A 16,773-nucleotide genomic window follows, 5' to 3' on the forward strand; every position below is an offset into this window, starting at 1 on the left:
TTGAATCTAGGTCGTCTCGCACGCTGCTTGCGAGCGGCGGGCGATCGCCTCACCTCAACTGACGCTTCGGCATCGGCGGCGCGGGATAGCGCCCGAGCCTGTTATTCCAGTAAGCCCACGAACGCGGATCGATAATGCCCGGCGGCGCGTGGTCGAGAGCGTCCCGGAAATCGTCATCGCTCATGAATTCGCGCAAGATCTTCATGTCTTCGTGAGTCGCGCGCGCCAGAGCATAGGCGGCGAAGCGAAACGGGTCGGACAAAGCCTCCGCCGGTTCCTCGAACCAGACGAGACGCCGCGCCAGAGCTTCCGTGACTGGGGTGAGCGGGATGGGTTTCATCGCGAGGGCCCGTGATCGGGGTCGAGGTTGCGACCGGCCCCTGGGAGCGCGGGGAGGCGGTCGAGATCGACCTCCCGCACTGCTTTCGCCAAACGATCCTTAACCGACCCGGGCAGGCGGCGAAGATTGCCGTCCTCGAAATAACAAAGCGCCTTCAAGGTGCTTTGTGGATTGAACTCCATGCCATGAATCGCCCGCGCGGCGGTGAGCGCCATCGGCAAATCGATCCTGCCGTCGGTCAACAAGGCGTCGATGTCGAGATAATCCTTCGCTTCCGCCCGCTGCTGCACCACGGACGCCTTGGCCCCGGCAAGATCAAGCAGGGACGCCACTCGCAATCCATTGTCCGGCGCAATCAGCGGCGGCAGCAAACGCGGAATGTCCGGCAGCCCGAAGAAGGACAGTTTGACCAAGCCGCCGCAGTCAACGTTGCAACTGAAAGCATTCGGTTCTCGCTGTGTCACCGTCGCCCCGGCGAGAAAGGGGATGGCGGGAACGAGCCGAGCCGGATCGAGCGCCTTGTCGCCGAAAAAATCGAAGTCAACCGAGACGCGATGTCCAAGATGCAGGGCGATCGCCGTGCCTCCATAGAGGACGAATTCCGGCGGCACTTCGGCAAGCTCATTCCACAGCCGCCGCTGCGGCGGGGGCAAGATGTCGAGACGGGGCGAAAAGGAATCGGACATCTAGGCTTTCTGGATGCCGGGCATCATAGCAGTTTCGAGAGGCCGAAATCAAAGATGCGCAGGATCCGTTCCTCCGCCGCTCCTTCTCCGCTTCTCGCCGAACTTGACCTACGCGTGGACGGCGCTAGCTTGCGCGCTCGTGAAAACAGCCTCACGCCAGCGCGCGAGGATAAACATGCAGGATCAAAATGCGCCGCATCATCGCCGCCGCCGGCCTTCTCATCCTTCTGGCGAGCGCCGGGCAGGCGCAGGCGCCTTCGCCTGATTTGAAATCGGGCGCCAAGCAAACTCCCGCCGCAGCGCCAAAAGGCGCGCCGGACAAGACGACGGACGCCTTCGGCGACTGGTCGGTCGTCTGCATCACACAGGCGGCCGGCGAAAAGGTCTGCGAGGTCGACGCGGCCCTGACCATTCGAGGGCAGACCTCGCCGGTGGCGCAGATCAGCTTCGTGCGGGCGGCGAGGGACCAGCCGATGCGGCTCGTCGCCCTTGTGCCGGTGAACGTGGCGATCAAGGGCGGCGTCAGGATCCAGACTGCGGACAAGACCCTCTTTACTCTTCCCTTCACAACCTGCGTACAGGCCGCCTGCATCGCCGAAATCGAACTGACCAAGGAGCAGGTCGCCCATTTCCATGGGCAATCCCAGCCGGGTCAGATCATTCTGGACGATCCGTCCGGCAAGCCGGCCGCGCTTCAGGTGTCGTTCAAGGGCCTCGATCAGGCGCTCGATTCGTTCCTCAAGCGCCAGGAGAAGTAGCGGTTTGGAGCATCTTCCGATTGGATCGAATCAATCCACTGGAATATGCTCAAGCCACTGATCCTGAATCGATTTCTGATCGATCGCATGAATTCATTCAATCGGAAAGCGCTAGACCTTCGCCCGGACGAAGGCGCCGGCCGAGGCCAGTGCAAGGCGCGCGTCGGCGAGCACCGACGCCCACAGATGCCAGACGTGGATCATCCGCGGCCAGATCTCCAGCGTCACGGCGACCTCCGCGGCGCCCGCGCGCCCGGCGATCCGAACGGCGTCGTCAAGCAGGGTTTCGTCGGAGCCGACCTGCACCAGCAGGGGCGGCAGGCCGCGAAGGTCCGCGTGGAGCGGCGAGATCAGCGGATTGGCCGCATCGGCGCCGCCGACGTAAGCGGCGGTCAGTTCGTCGAGATAGTCTTTCTGGATCATCGGATCGACGTCCGCCTTCGAGGCGATGGTCCCGCCGGTCATCTGGAGGTCCACCCAGGGCGAAACCAGCCAGCCGCAGGCGGGCATGGGCGATCCGGCGTCGCGCAGCAGCGTCAGCAGCGCCAGGGTCAGCCCGCCGCCCGCGCTGTCGCCGCCGACCGCGATGCGGTCGGGCGTAAAGCCTCTGCGGATCAGGAAATCATAAGCGGCCCGAGCATCTTCCAGCGCCGCGGGAAATGGGTGCTCGGGCGCAACCCTGTAGTTTACGGCGAGCGTGCGCACGCCGGCGGCGCGGCCTGCCTCCGCAACCATGTAACGATGGCTCGCAATCGAGCCGGAACAATAGCCGCCGCCATGAAGATAGAGCAGCGCCTTCGAGGGATCGGCCCCTTCGGCCAGGGACCATTCGACGCGAAGGGAGCCGACGGTTTCCGTCTCGAGCTTGATGTCCGGAGCGAGGGGAATTGCGCCCATTGCGTCGAGCCGTTTCCGCCGCTCGGGAAAATCCGGCGGCCGGGGCCGCAGGCGAAACAATTCGCGGATGTCCTCGATCCCCATATCGGGCATTGGGTTCTCCTTGGGACGGATCAGTCCACGAAGGCGGGAAGCTTGAAATCGGCGGCGACTTCGCGCACGGTCTGAGCATGAGGCCTGCGCAGGTGCAATTCTTATTTTAGCCTCCAACGAGAGTCCGCGCGGATGAGCCGGGCAGGCGTCGTCACACCTGGCGCGCCGACGCCTTTTGCGCAGCAGGCGGGGCGGCTGGCGCAGTCTTTTGCTCCTCCGCTGCTCTTTGGTTTGCGGCTGTCCGCGTCGGTCGCTTTGGCGCTTTACGTCGCCTTTTCGCTCGAACTCGACAATCCTTCCTGGGCGGGCACGACGGCGGCGGTCGTGTGCCAGCCACAGCTTGGCGCGTCTCTGCGCAAAGCCTCGTTCCGGCTCGTTGGAACGCTCATCGGCGCCGCCGCGATCGTTGTCCTGACGGCGTGCTTTCCACAAAATCGGATCGGGTTTTTCCTGGGTCTGGCGTCCTGGGGCGCGGCCTGCGGCTTCTTCGCGACGATCCTGCGCAATTTCGCGGCCTATGCGGCGTCGCTCGCCGGCTATACCGCCGCGATCATCGCCAGCGACGCGCTCGGAGCGACGGGCGGCCCGGGCCCCGAAGTGTTCATGCTCGCCGTCGTCCGCGCGAGCGAAATCTGCATCGGGATCCTGTGCGCCGGACTGGTGCTCGCGGGAACCGATTTCGGCCGAGCGCGCCGCACTCTCGCCGCCGAATTCGCCTCGCTTTGCGCCGCGATCACAGAGCGCCTCTTGGCCGCGTTCCTGACGGGGGGACCCGATGAGACCCAGCGGGTCCGGCGCGAACTGATCCGACGGGTCATCGCGCTCGATCCGGTCATCGACGCCGCGATCGGGGAGGCGTCCGACCTGCGCTATCGCTCGCGCACGTTGCAGGCGGCGGTCGGCGGCCTGTTCGCGGCTCTTTCCGGCTGGCGCGTCGCCGCGCGTCGCCTCGAAGTCTCGCCAGCCGATCAGGCTCGCGTCGAAGGCGCAATCATCGGCAGCAGCCTGCCGCAGGAATTTAGAGGACCGCAGGAGCTTCGAGGACGGCAGGAGATTGGAGAGCGCGAGTTGAGCGCCGTCGAAGCCGGCCTCGCCGCGGATCCGGCGCGCATGCGCGATCTCTACCGGACTGCGGCGCGCGCGCTGACGACGCTTCCGGCGGACACCCCTTCGCTCCGGCTGCTCGCCGACAGCGCGGCGGAAGCGATGCTGGGGCTTTCGCGCGCAAGCAACGGGCTCGCCCTGCTCAAACATCCCGGGCGCGCGGCCGCCGCATCGGGCGCGGCCGATCTGAGCGTGCCGGACTGGCTTCCTGCCGCGATCAACGCGGTTCGCGCGTTTCTCACGATCGGCGTGGTCGAACTGTTCTGGACCTTGACCGCATGGCCGAGTGGAGCACAGGCCATCACATTCGCCGCAATCGTGATTTTGCTTTTGTCGCCGCAGGCCGACCGGGCCTACCCGGCGGCCATGATGTTTCTCATCGGCGCCTGTGTGGCGGTGCTGCTGGCGATGATCGTCAAGTTCGCGGTTCTGCCGCAAATCGTCACCTTCGCCGGTCTGAGCCTCGTCATGGGCCTCGTTCTGACTCCCCTGGGATTTCTCATCGCCTTACCGTGGCGGTCGGCGCTGTTTGCGGCGGCGGCGATCAACTTTGCCGCGCTGCTCGCGCCGGCCAATGTCATGAGCTATGATCTTCTCACGTTCTTCAATTCGTCGATGGCGGTCGTCGCGGGCGTCGGCGTCGCTACGCTCGCCCTGCGCCTCCTGCCGCCCTTGTCGCCGGCGGCATGGACGGAGCGGCTTCTCCGGCTCACCCTGCAGGATCTACGGCGGCTCGCGACGCATCCTTGCGACTGGACGAGACGCGAATGGGAGGGGCGAATTATCAGCCGCCTTGTCGCGCTGCCGGATCAAGCCGAGCCCTTGCAGCGCGCCTGGCTCGCCGGAGCGCTTACGCTTGGACGGGAAATCCTGAGGCTTCGCAATTTGGCTGCTCGACTGAATCTCCGCGACGAGGCCGAAGGCGCCTTCGCCGCGCTGGCCCGGGGCGACTGCGCGGCGGCGATCGGCCGCCTCGCCGAGATCGACCGCATTTTGGCGGACGCGAATGCCAGGACTGCGCCGGCGCGACTTCGCGCGCGCGCTGGCATTCTTGTGATGACCGACGCGCTCACCGAGTATGAAGACTATTTCGATGCGGGAAGCCCTGGGTGAAATTCACGGAAATCAATCTGTTCGGAGTCTATTTCGCGCCCATCGTTTTCATGATGGGCGCGGCCTGGCTGGCGATGATCCTGCTGCGCCGCCTCGTGGATCGTTTCGGCGTGAAGCGGCAAGTCTGGCATCCGGCGCTTTTCGAATTCGCAGTCTACACGATCTTGTTGTCCTGCATCATTCTTTTCAGCGCGCGTTGAGGCTTTCGATGGACGCACCCGAGCCCAAATCGAAAGCCGCTGCGGCGTTCGCGCGCCAGCGCGCCATGCCTTTGGTCCTTACGCTCGCAATGGTCACGGCCGCGGGATTTCTCGGCTGGGCGGCGTGGCGGGCCTATATGGGCGCGCCGTGGACGCGCGATGGAACCGTCCGCGTTTATGTCGTGACGATCGCTCCGGAAGTCGCCGGACGCATTGTCGAACTTCCGGTCGTCGACAATCAGTTCGTGCACAAGGGAGACCTTTTGATGCTGATTGATCCGACCGATTACACGATCGCCGTCCGCCAGGCTCAGGCGCAGGTCGAGCAGACGCGGGCGGTCGCTGAAAACGCGCAGGCGGAATCGAATCGCCGGCAGAAACTGAATCTGCTTGCCGTGACCGTGGAGGAGAAAGAGAGCTACCTCAGCCGCGCGCAAAGCGCCGACGCGAGCTTCCAGCAGGCGCAAGCCGCGCTGGACCGCGCGCGAGTTAATCTTGAGCGCACCCGGATTGTTTCTCCGGTCAATGGCTATGTCACCAATCTGCTGGCCCAGCTTGGCGATTACGCCACGATCGGGCAGAACAAGGTGTCGATCGTCAACGCCGATTCGTTCTGGGTCGACGGCTATTTCGAGGAGACCCAGCTTGGGTCGATCCATGAAGGCGATCCTGCAATCGTCAAGCTGATGGGGTATGATCAAATCGTGCGCGGCCATGTCAACAGCATCGCCCGAGGAATCAAGGTCTCGAACGCCCAGCCGGACCCGTCCGGCCTTGCCGCGGTGAATCCGATTTTCACCTTCGTGCGTCTCGCCCAGCGGGTGCCGGTCCGCATCGAACTCGACGAGGTCCCCAAGGAAGTGCGCCTCATCGCGGGACTGACCGCGACCGTAGAGATCGAGCCTGCGCCTCAAAAGACGGCGCGGAAAGACCAGAAGCGAACCAAATGAAAGTTTCAGGGCGGAGCCGCGGCAGGTGAACTGCGCCGGAACAGATCACAGAAGGCGCAATTACGAAGGCGGTCCGGCGATCATCCTCGTTCGGCCGCAGCTTGCCGTGAATATCGGCATGTGCGCGCGGGCGATGGCGAATTTCGGCCTTTCCGATCTCCGCCTTGTTTCGCCGAAAGAGGGCTGGCCGCGCACCGGCGCTTTAAAAAAGGGCGCCAACGCGGCGGCGGCGGGGGCCGTTCACCTGCTCGAGGCGGCGAAGCTTTTTGATTCGCTCGAGGCGGCGATCGAGGACGTCAATTTCGTCTTCGCGACGACAGCGCGCGAGCGCGGGCAGTCAAAGCCGGTCCTGACCCCGGAGGAGGCGATGCCCGAATGCGCGCGGGCGATCGCATCGGGCGAAAGGCACGGGATCTTGTTCGGACCGGAACGCACCGGTCTCTCCAACGACGAGGTGGCGCTGGCCGACGCCATTATCACCTTTCCCGTCAATCCCGCCTACGCGTCCTTGAACCTCGCCCAGGCGGTGCTCCTCACCGGCTACGAATGGATGCGGGCCTCGAGCGCGGCGCAGGCGCCCTTCGCGCTTCCAGAACGCTCTCCGCGCGCGCCGCGCGGCATGGTGCTGTCGTTTTTCGATTATCTCGAAGGCGAACTAGAACGCACCGGCTTTTTCCGTCCGCCCGGCAAGCAGCCGGTCATGCGGCGGAATCTGCGCAATATTTTTCACCGGCTGGAGATGACCGAGCAGGACGTGCGGACGCTGCGCGGCATGGTCGTGCGCCTCGTCGAAGGCGACCGAGTGGAAGGCGGGCGACGCCGGAAGGCGAAAGTCTCAACCCAGCCGCAGGAGCTGGAGAGCGAGGACAAATCCCAGCCGCCCGAGTGATTCGACGCGAGTGATTTCGATGGCTGTGTGGCGGTGGAGAATTCAAGCGATCCGCCTGCTTCGCCCTAATTGGGCCGCGAGGCTGCGCGACAAGCCGTTTTGCCGTCAATTGTCCCTTAACCGTTAACCTGTTTGCATGAAGTGTCCGCCGGCTCCGCTTTTTGGATCGAGAAGAGCTCCGCTTTTTGGATCGAGAAGAAAAGCGCGCCTGTCATAGGCTCACGCAAAGTTTTGACGCCAATGCTCCGCGCGCCCAAGATCCTCGTGTTCGATTCAGGCCTTGGCGGATTGACCGTCTTCGCCGAGGTCGCCCGTTTGCGGCCGGACGCGGCGTTCATATACGCCGCCGACGAAGCTGGGTTCCCCTATGGCGATCTTCCCGAGAGCGTTCTGGTCGCGCGCGTCGTCGCGGTGATGGATCGCCTGATCTCGCGTTTCGCGCCCGACGTCATCGTCATCGCCTGCAACACGGCGTCGACGCTTGTGCTGCCGCATTTGCGCGAGCGATTCGCCCTGCCGTTCATCGGCACCGTGCCCGCGATCAAGCCAGCGGCAATTCAATCGCGCACTAAACTGATTTCGGTTCTGGCGACGCCAGGGACGGTTGCGCGCGATTACACCCGCGATCTCGTCCGCGCCTATGCCGCAGATTGCGCGGTCACGCTCGTCGGCTCCAGCGAACTCGCCAGTCTCGCGGAAGCCTTCATGCAGGGCGAAAACATCCCGGACGACGCGATCCTGCGGGAAATCGCTCCGGCCTTCGTCGATGTGGGCGCGCGGCGGACGGATTGCGTGGTCCTCGCCTGCACGCATTATCCCTTGCTTATCGGTTTTTTCGAGCGTTTGGCGCCGTGGCCGGTCGAATGGATCGATCCGGCGCAGGCGATCGCCCGCCGCACCGATCATGTTTTAACGCAAGCGCTTGGATTTGGCGCGGGCGGCGCAATCATCCGGAACCCGGGGAGCGTGACCGCGCTTTTCACCGGGGTCGCGGCTCCAGGACAAAAACTCAAGGAGGCGCTTTCGCGCCGGGGGATCGAGAAGATCGACCTCGACTCAATGCCGCTCGTGTTCGCCTGACCGAGCTGGAATCGCTTGTCGCTTAAAAGAGCGTCTCCTGATCCTTCTGCGTCTTGGGTTTGCGGCTCGGCTTGGCCAAGGGGGCCTTTCCAGCGCCGCCGGCGACCGCTTCCTTGCGGCCGTCGTGGAACTCGATCTCGATCCGGGCGCCGTCGGCGATTTCGGACGCCAGCCGCAAAGGTCTCTGCTCCGCGTCCCGCACCAGGGCGAATCCGCGCGCCAGAACCTGCCGATAGCCGAGACTGCTCAGCAATTGTCCGAGGCTTGCGACCTTCGCCCGCTGAACCGCGATCCGCGCGGCGGCGGCCTGATCCATGCGACCTGACAGGGCGCCGAGACGCAGGCGCGCCGCCTCCGCTCGTTCTCGATGCATGCGATTTTGGGCGGAACGGGCGATGCTTAGGCGGGACTGCGTCCGATGAAGCAAATCCGACGCGCGCTGCAGGTTCAGTCCGGCGGCGCGAGCGAGCCTCGCCTTCATCGCCCCCAATTGCTCCTCCGCCCGTCCCATCCTGGCGTGAGGCGATTGCTGCGCCAGCCTGTGCGACAGGTTCGCCAGGGCGATGCGACGCCGGTCCTGCGAGCGGGACAGCGCGTTCGAAAAACGGCTGGCCGCATGATCGACCCGCTGACGGGGCAGGGCGAGCAGCGCTTCTGCATGCGGCAGGGCGCGCAGCAAGCCGCGCAGATCGTTCCGGCACCGCTCCAGCAGCCGGAAGGCGGCGCTGGAATGGCGCCGGCCAAGATCGCTGACGGCGGCCGCGAGTTCGGAGCGGACCGGAACCGCTTTTTCGGCCGCCGCGGTCGGGGTCGGCGCGCGAAGGTCGGCGGCGAGATCGAGTAGGGTCCAATCGGTTTCATGCCCGATCGCCGAGATGATCGCGAGATGGCTTCGGGCCGCCGCCCGGACCACGATTTCCTCGTTGAAGCTCCACAGGTCTTCGAGCGAGCCGCCGCCGCGCGCGACGATGAGAACGTCCGGGCGGCGCAAGGGGCCGTCCTCGGGCAAGGCGTTGAATCCGTCGATCGCGGCGGCGACTTCCTCGGCCGAGGCGTCGCCCTGGACCCGCACCGGCCAGACAAGGACGCGAAGAGGAAATCGCTCCGCGATGCGATGCAGGATGTCGCGAATGACGGCCCCTGTCGGCGAGGTCACAACGCCGATGCTGCGGGGCAGAAAGGGAACCAGCTGCTTGCGCGCCTCGTCGAACAGGCCTTCGGCGGCGAGCTTGCGCCGGCGCTCCTCGAACAGCGCCATCAGCGCGCCGATTCCGGCGGGTTCGATCGAATCGATCACGATCTGATAGTTCGACTTGCCCGGAAAGGTCGTGATCTTTCCGGTCGCGACGACCTCCAGCCCTTCCTGGGGCTTGGTCTTCAGGCGCGTAAAAACGCCTTTCCAGATCACCGCGTCGATCCGCGCGGCCTGATCCTTCAGGCAGAAATAGGCGTGGCCCGACGAATGCGGGCCACGATAGTTCGAAATTTCGCCCCTGACGCGCACGAGACCGAAACGGTCCTCGATCGTTCGCTTCAGCGCGAGCGATAATTCGCTGACGCTCAGTTCTGGCGCGTTGGTCGCGGCGATTTCAGCCATGTCGCGATCATGGAGGAGTTTGATCTCACTGTGAAGCGAGCGGGCGCGTTCCGCGCATCTGCGGAGGATCGTTCGACGGGCGGACCCTGATCCGGGCCATCATGCCACCGTCCTCATGTTCGAGGATGTGGCAATGGTAAACAAAGTCTCCGGCAATCGCGAAGGGGATGTCGACCGTGACCGGGTGCGCGGTGCAGGCGCCGTTGCGCCAGTCCGCGACGCTGTTGCAGACACCGTCGGCGTGCTGCAACGGAATATTATCGTGTAAAATGCCGCTGCCTCGGTCGCTGCCGGGCAGAATCGCTCCCGAGATTTCGTCGTGCGTCAGGAGCCGAAACTTGACCTGATGAATATGAAAATTGTGGTCCTCTCCGGCGAGATTCACAAGTTCCCATTTCTCGTGGACAGGCGTGTTTCGAGGCCCGAGCGGGAGGCAGATGGTCGGACGGCTCGGGTCGAATTCCTTGACGTCCATGAAGGTCCCCGGAACGGGAGCGCCGTGCGCATCGAGCTCTTCATACCCGAGGCCGAAGGCGTCCGGGTCGCTTGTCGGAGCGTTGAAAAAGACGCGCCGGCTGTGGCCTTGCGGGAGCGCATGGCAGGACGGATCCACGCCGACGGCCGTGTTGGCGGCGAGGAGGCTGGCGTTCACGTCCGTCGGCTCGCGATAGGTGAGCGCGTCCGGAGCGATTGTTAAGGCCTGAGGGGCGGGGGTTTCGGCGCCCGAACCCTTGAATTGGACGTTCGCGAGATCGATCGCCGGCCACGAGTCGCCATCAGGGCCGGTTTCGAAGCCAGCCGTTCTGAGGATGGCGGTCTCCTCACCGCTCGGCTGGGCCGGCCGGTCATCCGCGTCGCGATACGTGACCCACAATTCGACCCGCGAACTCGGCATCATCAACAGCCGGCGGACACACAGGGGCGCGCCGTCCGTCGCGGCGGAGGTGATCCCCGGGCAAGCGACAGGTTTAACCTTGGCTCCGCCGATTTGGCGAAGGTCGCCGAGGGATATGCCCTGACCAGGTTGAACGGCGACGCCATCGACCGACAGGACCTGCACCACCATGTTGCGCTGCTGCTTCGGATTCCAGAGCCCGAGATCATACGAGACGCTGCCCGAGGCGGTGGTGATGCGCCAGATCTCGCCGCCTGGCGATTTAACCGGAATGGAAGGATAGGGCTGTCCGTTGAGCGTGAAGTACCATCGTCCGCCGGTATAGTCGCCGCCGTCTTCGTCGGACGATTTTACGCCCGGGCAGGAGCCCTTCCTCGGAGGTTCGCCCGAAGCCTGGGCTGGATCGCAGAACGAGGGCTCCTCCTCGTCGAGCAAGACGCCGTCCTTGAGAATCTGGGCGTCCTTCAGAATGATATGCCGGACCGGCAGAGATTTGAAAAAACTCGCGCAAGAGGCGTTCTTGCAAACGTAATCTTCGAGCGCGCCGACGGTGATGATCCCCGAAAGGCCCGCGGACACCTGATTGAGCGCGATGCCGTGGATATGGGGATGAAACCAGAACAGGCCCGACGGATGCCCAGCGGGGATCTTGATGCTGTAATCTGTGTAGCCGTATCGGACATCGCTGTGCGCATGGGAATCCGCCGGCATCGGTCCATTTTTGGGGTTCAGCGTCATGACGAACACGTTGTCGCCATAGGCGCCGTCGGCGCCTGGCCCATGTGGCGACACCAGCATTCCATGGGTGTGAATGTTGATCGGATCGAGAGCCAGGAAGGCGTGACCCGGCTCCGTGGCGTGTCCAGAATCCTTGATCGGCGGCAGGGCGTTGACGAGTCGGACTTTCAACAGATCGCCTTGCCGCAACTGGAGACGAACTCCCGCATAAGGATTCTTGTTCTTGTCGCTCGCCGGACATGTGGCGGCGAAACGGGCGGGACGTTCGCAGATGTCGAACACCCATCCGGTGGCGCTGTAATCCGGAAACGTCGAAATCGGCGCGGCTCGCGCCACCATCAAAAGATTGAGCGCGCCGTTCTTGCTGGCCAGAACGGGCGGCTCGGCAAGATCTCCAGCGAGAGCCGCTGGCGCCGACCCGCTGAAGGCGAGCGAAAGGAAAGCGCCCGCCGCAATCAAGCGGCGCGCCGATGAGGTGCGTATCATGATGGAACCTCGAAAAAGTTTGCCACGCGGCGGAAATTCAGAGGCGATTGCGTCTGAATTTTCTCATTTGCAGTCCCGACGCCGGGGCGCGCCGGCAGTCCAGGCTGCGCCTTCTTCCTACCCGCTTCCTACTCGCCCATCCTTTTATTCGCCCATGACATGCTTGTGAGACGGTTCCGGAACCGTTCGGAGAGCCGGCCGAGGGCGTGAAGCGAGGCGCCCTAATCCGAAGATTGTAGAAAGCGTGGCGATATAGGCCAAACCCTGCAGGACGGTTGGCTGGTCGCTGTAGCCGACCAGCGTATGCAACACGCGTCCCGCGATGCTTTTCTCGGAAAGGACGTTCGAGGTGTTCCACAAGGTCGCGCCGAGAACCCTTACGACGTCGGCCTGTTCGAGATAATAGACGCATTGCGCCGCCATACCCGCCGCCAGGAAGGCGATCAGCGCGCCGGTGACCCCGAACAGGTAGCGGCCCGGAATTTTGACGAGGCCGCGATAGGTCAGGTAACTGAGGCCGGCGCCTAGGACGAGGCCGGCGAGGCCGCCGCTGAGAAGGCTCCAGGCCGAGCCGGAATCGGACAGGGCGAGGCCGTAGAGAAAGAGCACGATCTCGGATCCTTCGCGAAGCACCGCGACGCCGACGACGACGGCCAATGCGCTTGCCGAACGGGCGCCGGTCGAAACCGCCTGTCCGACCGATTTGAGCTCGGCGGCCATTTCGCGGCCGTGCCGCGCCATCCAGATGTTGTGCCAGGCGAGCATGACCACGGCGACGGCGAGGACCGCGGCGTTGAAAAGCTCCTGTCCCGTCCCGCTCATCGCATCTGAAATCGCGCCCGCGAAGACCGCGAGGAGGGCCGCGCCCGCGACCCCCGCCGCGACGCCGGCGAGAATCCATGGAGTGCGGCCTTGAAGGCCTTGCGTCGCGGCGAGGACGATGCCGACGATCAGTCCGGCTTCGATGACCTCGCGGAAAACGATGATGAGAGCGCCGATCATGTTACTGTTTCATCCTGCGATTTGTTGACGCCCCCGCGCCGTCAGATCTATTCCACCGTGATCGCGCCGTCCGCGGTCGCCTCGTTGAAGTCGCCATAGAAGCGGTACCGTCCCGGAGTCAGCGGCCGGAATCTGAGCGTGATCTCGGAATTTCCCGCGACTACTTTCTCGACGCGAAGCGTCTTGCTTTCGAACTCTTCCGGCGTCGGATCGAGATTGCGGACCACGATCACGATCGGCGTATTTGCCGGCGCTTTCAATTCCGAGGGCTGGAACCGATGGTTCTTGATCGTCGTGTGCAAGGTGACTTCCTGCGCAAGAGAGGGCGTCGCCGTCATCAACGTGAAGACCGCGCACATCGACGCGAACTTGAGCAGAGCGCCTGCCGGCATATTTTTCATTGGACCTTTCCTTGACCGCTAACCGGAAAATCAGAGACCGCTAACCAGAAAATCAGAATTCGTATTCGATCAGCAAGCGCGCCTTGTTGCGAGAGAAATTCGTAAGATCGAGGGGATTGTTGATCCCTGCCGCGTGGCCGGTGATTTGAGTCGAGAACGCGGCGGCGAGCAGGAGTTTGGGAGTGAGCTTTGCGAACAGGGTTGGGCCCGCATAGACGGCGTCGCCGGCGAAACCCTGGAACCCGAGGCTGTCGTAAGCGCGGTAATATTCCAGTTCGCCGCCGAGCGTCACATGCTCCGAAAGCCGATAGGTGACGGCTGTCGTGGCGCCGAGGGTCGCGCCTCTCTCCCATTTCGGGTCGCCAAAGTCCCTGCCGACTTCCGGCGAATAAATCGCATTGAACGCTGCATAGAGGCGGTCGGGGACGAGTTCGGTGTCGGCGACGATCTTGCCTGTCACGCCGAAAGCCGTACTGACGCGGCCGTTGTCGTTGACGCGGCCCCATTCCGGCTCGGCGGAGAAGGTGAGGCCGATCGGGGCGCCGGGGCCGCGCGCGATTGCGTTATAGCTGACTTTTGTCGACAAGCCGCCGAAATTGGCGCCGTGGAAGTTATCGAAGCCGTCGACGTTATGAATTTGAGAAAAGACTCCATGCACGGAGGCTTCGATTTCGAGGGCGTCGATGGGATTCCATTCGAGCTCCACCTCCTGCTCAAGCGCATTGAACACGCCCTGGCGCTTTTGAAATTCGAGGTTGGTCTCTGATTCGATCGCCAGCTCGCCAACAATGCCGATGTCAGACCCCGTCGTGAACCCGAAAATATATTTGGTTTCGAGTTCTCTGAATTTGGCGGGCGCGCCAGCCTGGGCCGCCGCGAAATCCTGCAGCGGCAGCAGAGCTGGCAAGGCGGCGTCCTGAGACGCAGCGATGATTTGAGGCGCAGCAGGCGCGGCCCCGTCCTGAGCAGAGGCGATCGACCGGGTCAAAAGCAGAGCCGGGACGGCGGCGAGGATCGATGCGGATGTCATTACGCGCGATGCGCGGGAGGGCTGGTGATCTTTTGTCATGCCGGTTCCGATCCGAAAAATCTTGTCGCCGATTGGAATTATTCTATCGGCACAGCTTAAACGGGAAACGCAGCAAATCAAGAAATATGTTCTTTATTTAGACTAATTCTAACCTAGATTTACTTTAGAACGATTCGAAAATAGAGTACAAACTGCAATTCTCAATTTTAAATACAAGCAAAATCCAAGTTGCGCAAGTATGATTATCTTCCAGTCTCTGATCAGCGCCGCGCGTCGGTAAGCCGCTGTTGCCTCAAAAAGCTGGCAAAAAGCTGGAATGAGATCTGTCGCCGGGCATTTTGCGAATTGTGTCCTCATGGCCGCCGCCCTAGGATCGCCAGACGAAAACCTGCTTCACCGCGATCTTGAACTCAGGTTTGAAGAAAATGCTGCGGAACCGCCGAAACGAGTTCCGTTCGCTAAAGTTTTCTCGATTCCGGGATCGCCACTGACCGGCGTCGGTCTTTCTAAACCTGTCCGAAGCCTGGCGTTTGCTCTCTCGGCGGAGCCGGGCGGCGTTTCAGGGGGATTCAGTTGAAAGTGCTTCATGAACGAATTTGACCCGGGAAATTACAAGGAAATCCTGATCTTCCTCGGCACGGCGGGAGTCGCCGTCCCTTTGTTTCGCCGCCTGAAGATCAGTCCGATTCTCGGTTTCCTCGCCGCCGGCGTTCTGCTCGGACCTTTCGGGATCGGAGCGCTCGCGAACGAGGTGAGCTGGCTCTCGCCTTTGGCTCTGAATGTCGCGCATATCGCGCCCGTCGCCGAATTTGGCGTGGTCTTTTTGTTGTTCATGATCGGTCTCGAACTGTCTTGGGCCCGTCTGGCGGTCATGCGGCGCCTCGTCTTCGGACTGGGCGCGCTCCAGGTGTTCGGCTCCGCGGCGGCGCTCGGCGCTATCGCGCTGGCGCTGGACGAACCGCCCAACGCCGACACGGTCGCCGGTTTCGCACTCGCCCTGTCCTCGACCGCGGTCGTCATTCCCGTTCTCGCCGAAACGAGGCGGCTCGGGACGGCGGCGGGCCGGACCATTTTTTCGGTCCTGCTATTTCAGGATCTCATGGTTGCGCCCTTGCTGTTCATGGTCTCGATGCTGGGCGCGAGGGAAGGCGATTTCGGGGTCGCCATCGCATCGACCCTGTTGCCGGCGATCCTCGGGCTCGCCTTTGTCGTGCTGGGGGGGCATCTCGTGCTGAGGCCGCTGTTTCATCACGTCGCGGCGGCGCGCTCGACGGAATTCTTCATGGCGGCCTGCCTTCTCGTCGTGATCGGCACCGGCGTCTTCACGGCGATGTTCGGGCTCTCCATGGGCCTTGGCGCCTTCATCGCCGGCGTTCTTCTGGCGGAAACTGAATATCGCCGCGAGATCGAAGTCACGATCGACCCTTTCAAGGGGCTTCTGCTCGGCCTGTTTTTCGTCTCCATCGGGGCGGAACTGGACCTTTCGCAGATCTATGCGGCTCCGCTGCGGACGTTCGGCCTCGCGATCGGCATGATGGCGGTCAAATTCGTGGTCACCTGGCTCGCCGGACGGTTGATGAGGCTGTCGCCGGCGGTTTCGACCGAAGCGGCGCTTCTGCTCGCGCCGGGCGGAGAATTCGCCTTCATCATCATAACGGTCGCGATCGGTTCAAACGTTCTGCCGGCCGATCTTGGGGCGAACCTCATGATAGCGGTGACGCTTTCGATGTTCGCCGTTCCCGCTCTCGGGGCGATCGCACAATCGCTGGCGCGCTCTCGCGCCCATGCGGCGCCTCTTGGCGGGGCGGAGCCGCCTGCTTCCGACAGTCAGGAGGCGCCCGACGCGATCCTCGTCGGTTACGGGCGGGTCGGACGCCTCGTCGGGGACATGCTGCGGACGCACGGCCTGAAGTTTGTCGCGATCGAAACCGACGCCGCCCTCGTCAAACGCTATCGCCGGGACGGGATCGACATCCATTGGGGCAATGCGGTGCGGTCGGAATTCCTCGTCCGCTGCGGGGTCGCCAAGGCGAAGGCGCTCATTATCACGATGGACAAGCCGGCGGCGGCCGAGGAGATCGTGCAGACTCTGCGCGCGGATTATCCGCATCTGACAATTGTCGCGCGCGCGCGCGACGCGCAGCACGCGACGCAGCTTTATGAGCTCGGCGTGACCGACGCCGTGCCGGAGACGATCGAGGCGAGTCTGCAATTGTCGGAAGCCGTCCTCGTCGACATGGGCCTGCCGATGGGCAAGGTGATCGCATCCATCCACGAGAAAAGAGACGAATTCCGGAAAATGCTTCAGACGGCGTCAAGCGGCGCCGATGTCAGGCGCGCGATCCGGAGATCTTCGCGGCTCAAGGATCCGCGTCGCGATTCCCTTTGACGAAATCCGGGGCTAGAACATATTCCGATCGGATTGAATCGATCAAATCGACAAGACTATGCTCAAGTCTTTGACTCTGGAGCGATTTCTGATCGACCGAATGATCCCATTCAGCCGGAAAGCGC

General features: G+C 63.3%; 15 protein-coding genes. 7 read left to right on the forward strand and 8 right to left on the reverse strand.

Annotated elements, in window-relative coordinates:
- Window positions 1-49: 49 nt before the first annotated feature.
- Together BM177_RS03845 and BM177_RS03850 are read right to left on the reverse strand one after the other, a co-directional pair.
- A complete protein-coding gene (locus BM177_RS03845) occupies window positions 50-340 on the reverse strand; it encodes a hypothetical protein (protein WP_091678234.1) in 291 nt (96 codons plus the stop codon).
- Entirely contained in the window at window positions 337-1,026 is a 690-nt protein-coding gene (locus tag BM177_RS03850; protein WP_091678239.1) for a nucleotidyl transferase AbiEii/AbiGii toxin family protein, read from the reverse strand. The genes BM177_RS03845 and BM177_RS03850 overlap by 4 nt, the downstream gene beginning before the upstream one ends.
- A gap of 188 nt (window positions 1,027-1,214) precedes the next feature.
- Between BM177_RS03850 and BM177_RS03855 the strand changes: the two genes are divergently transcribed.
- Window positions 1,215-1,784, forward strand: a complete 570-nt coding sequence (locus BM177_RS03855) for an invasion associated locus B family protein (RefSeq protein WP_091678242.1) — start codon at window positions 1,215-1,217, stop codon at window positions 1,782-1,784.
- Between the two features lie 111 nt (window positions 1,785-1,895).
- Here BM177_RS03855 and BM177_RS03860 read toward each other — a convergent pair whose 3' ends face one another.
- Window positions 1,896-2,774, reverse strand: coding sequence for an alpha/beta hydrolase (locus tag BM177_RS03860; RefSeq protein WP_091678245.1), 879 nt, complete (start codon window positions 2,772-2,774; stop codon window positions 1,896-1,898).
- A 132-nt stretch (window positions 2,775-2,906) separates the two neighbouring features.
- On the opposite strand from BM177_RS03860, the gene BM177_RS03865 reads away from it, so the two are divergent.
- The 5 genes from BM177_RS03865 to murI all read left to right on the forward strand — a co-directional run bounded on the left by BM177_RS03865 (window position 2,907) and on the right by murI (window position 8,110).
- Window positions 2,907-4,991 carry an FUSC family protein gene (locus BM177_RS03865; protein WP_091678249.1) on the forward strand — a complete coding sequence of 695 codons (2,085 nt, stop codon included), beginning with the start codon at window positions 2,907-2,909 and terminating at the stop codon, window positions 4,989-4,991.
- Entirely contained in the window at window positions 4,988-5,191 is a 204-nt protein-coding gene (locus BM177_RS03870) for a DUF1656 domain-containing protein (protein WP_091678254.1), read from the forward strand. The genes BM177_RS03865 and BM177_RS03870 overlap by 4 nt, the downstream gene beginning before the upstream one ends.
- A gap of 8 nt (window positions 5,192-5,199) precedes the next feature.
- Complete coding sequence (locus BM177_RS03875; RefSeq protein ID WP_210185878.1) at window positions 5,200-6,141, forward strand: efflux RND transporter periplasmic adaptor subunit; 942 nt, start codon at window positions 5,200-5,202, stop codon at window positions 6,139-6,141.
- Window positions 6,142-6,166: 25 nt separating this feature from the next.
- The gene (locus BM177_RS03880; protein WP_091678257.1) at window positions 6,167-7,030 is read left to right on the forward strand and encodes an RNA methyltransferase; all 864 of its coding nucleotides are present in this window, start codon (window positions 6,167-6,169) and stop codon (window positions 7,028-7,030) included.
- Window positions 7,031-7,270: 240 nt separating this feature from the next.
- A complete protein-coding gene (gene murI / locus BM177_RS03885; protein ID WP_091678796.1) occupies window positions 7,271-8,110 on the forward strand; it encodes a glutamate racemase in 840 nt (279 codons plus the stop codon).
- 22 nt (window positions 8,111-8,132) lie between these two features.
- Here murI and xseA read toward each other — a convergent pair whose 3' ends face one another.
- The 5 genes from xseA to BM177_RS03910 all read right to left on the reverse strand — a co-directional run bounded on the left by xseA (window position 8,133) and on the right by BM177_RS03910 (window position 14,259).
- Window positions 8,133-9,707, reverse strand: a complete 1,575-nt coding sequence (xseA, locus tag BM177_RS03890; RefSeq protein WP_091678262.1) for an exodeoxyribonuclease VII large subunit — start codon at window positions 9,705-9,707, stop codon at window positions 8,133-8,135.
- A 25-nt stretch (window positions 9,708-9,732) separates the two neighbouring features.
- Window positions 9,733-11,826 (reverse strand): multicopper oxidase family protein, encoded by a 2,094-nt coding sequence (locus tag BM177_RS03895; RefSeq protein WP_244532090.1) that lies wholly within the window; start codon window positions 11,824-11,826, stop codon window positions 9,733-9,735.
- A gap of 144 nt (window positions 11,827-11,970) precedes the next feature.
- A complete protein-coding gene (locus tag BM177_RS03900) occupies window positions 11,971-12,828 on the reverse strand; it encodes an FTR1 family iron permease (protein ID WP_091678265.1) in 858 nt (285 codons plus the stop codon).
- A gap of 47 nt (window positions 12,829-12,875) precedes the next feature.
- Complete coding sequence (locus BM177_RS03905; protein ID WP_244532091.1) at window positions 12,876-13,229, reverse strand: cupredoxin domain-containing protein; 354 nt, start codon at window positions 13,227-13,229, stop codon at window positions 12,876-12,878.
- A 52-nt stretch (window positions 13,230-13,281) separates the two neighbouring features.
- Window positions 13,282-14,259 carry a hypothetical protein gene (locus tag BM177_RS03910; protein WP_139223504.1) on the reverse strand — a complete coding sequence of 326 codons (978 nt, stop codon included), beginning with the start codon at window positions 14,257-14,259 and terminating at the stop codon, window positions 13,282-13,284.
- Between the two features lie 586 nt (window positions 14,260-14,845).
- Between BM177_RS03910 and BM177_RS03920 the strand changes: the two genes are divergently transcribed.
- Window positions 14,846-16,648, forward strand: coding sequence for a cation:proton antiporter domain-containing protein (locus tag BM177_RS03920; RefSeq protein WP_091678278.1), 1,803 nt, complete (start codon window positions 14,846-14,848; stop codon window positions 16,646-16,648).
- The last annotated feature ends 125 nt before the right edge of the window (window positions 16,649-16,773 follow it).

This window comes from Methylocapsa palsarum (assembly GCF_900114285.1).
GTDB classification, from domain to species: Bacteria; Pseudomonadota; Alphaproteobacteria; order Rhizobiales; family Beijerinckiaceae; genus Methylocapsa; species Methylocapsa palsarum.

Excerpts from the sequence above, each read along its gene's own strand:
- BM177_RS03845 (WP_091678234.1), bottom strand. The coding sequence starts at position 340 with ATGAAACCCATCCCGCTCACCCCAGTCACGGAAGCTCTGGCGCGGCGT.
- BM177_RS03850 (WP_091678239.1), bottom strand. The coding sequence starts at position 1,026 with ATGTCCGATTCCTTTTCGCCCCGTCTCGACATCTTGCCCCCGCCGCAG.
- BM177_RS03855 (WP_091678242.1), top strand. The coding sequence starts at position 1,215 with ATGCGCCGCATCATCGCCGCCGCCGGCCTTCTCATCCTTCTGGCGAGC.
- BM177_RS03860 (WP_091678245.1), bottom strand. The coding sequence starts at position 2,774 with ATGCCCGATATGGGGATCGAGGACATCCGCGAATTGTTTCGCCTGCGG.
- BM177_RS03865 (WP_091678249.1), top strand. The coding sequence starts at position 2,907 with ATGAGCCGGGCAGGCGTCGTCACACCTGGCGCGCCGACGCCTTTTGCG.
- BM177_RS03875 (WP_210185878.1), top strand. The coding sequence starts at position 5,200 with ATGGACGCACCCGAGCCCAAATCGAAAGCCGCTGCGGCGTTCGCGCGC.
- murI (WP_091678796.1), top strand. The coding sequence starts at position 7,271 with ATGCTCCGCGCGCCCAAGATCCTCGTGTTCGATTCAGGCCTTGGCGGA.
- xseA (WP_091678262.1), bottom strand. The coding sequence starts at position 9,707 with ATGGCTGAAATCGCCGCGACCAACGCGCCAGAACTGAGCGTCAGCGAA.
- BM177_RS03895 (WP_244532090.1), bottom strand. The coding sequence starts at position 11,826 with ATGATACGCACCTCATCGGCGCGCCGCTTGATTGCGGCGGGCGCTTTC.
- BM177_RS03900 (WP_091678265.1), bottom strand. The coding sequence starts at position 12,828 with ATGATCGGCGCTCTCATCATCGTTTTCCGCGAGGTCATCGAAGCCGGA.
- BM177_RS03905 (WP_244532091.1), bottom strand. The coding sequence starts at position 13,229 with ATGAAAAATATGCCGGCAGGCGCTCTGCTCAAGTTCGCGTCGATGTGC.
- BM177_RS03910 (WP_139223504.1), bottom strand. The coding sequence starts at position 14,259 with ATGACATCCGCATCGATCCTCGCCGCCGTCCCGGCTCTGCTTTTGACC.
- BM177_RS03920 (WP_091678278.1), top strand. The coding sequence starts at position 14,846 with ATGAACGAATTTGACCCGGGAAATTACAAGGAAATCCTGATCTTCCTC.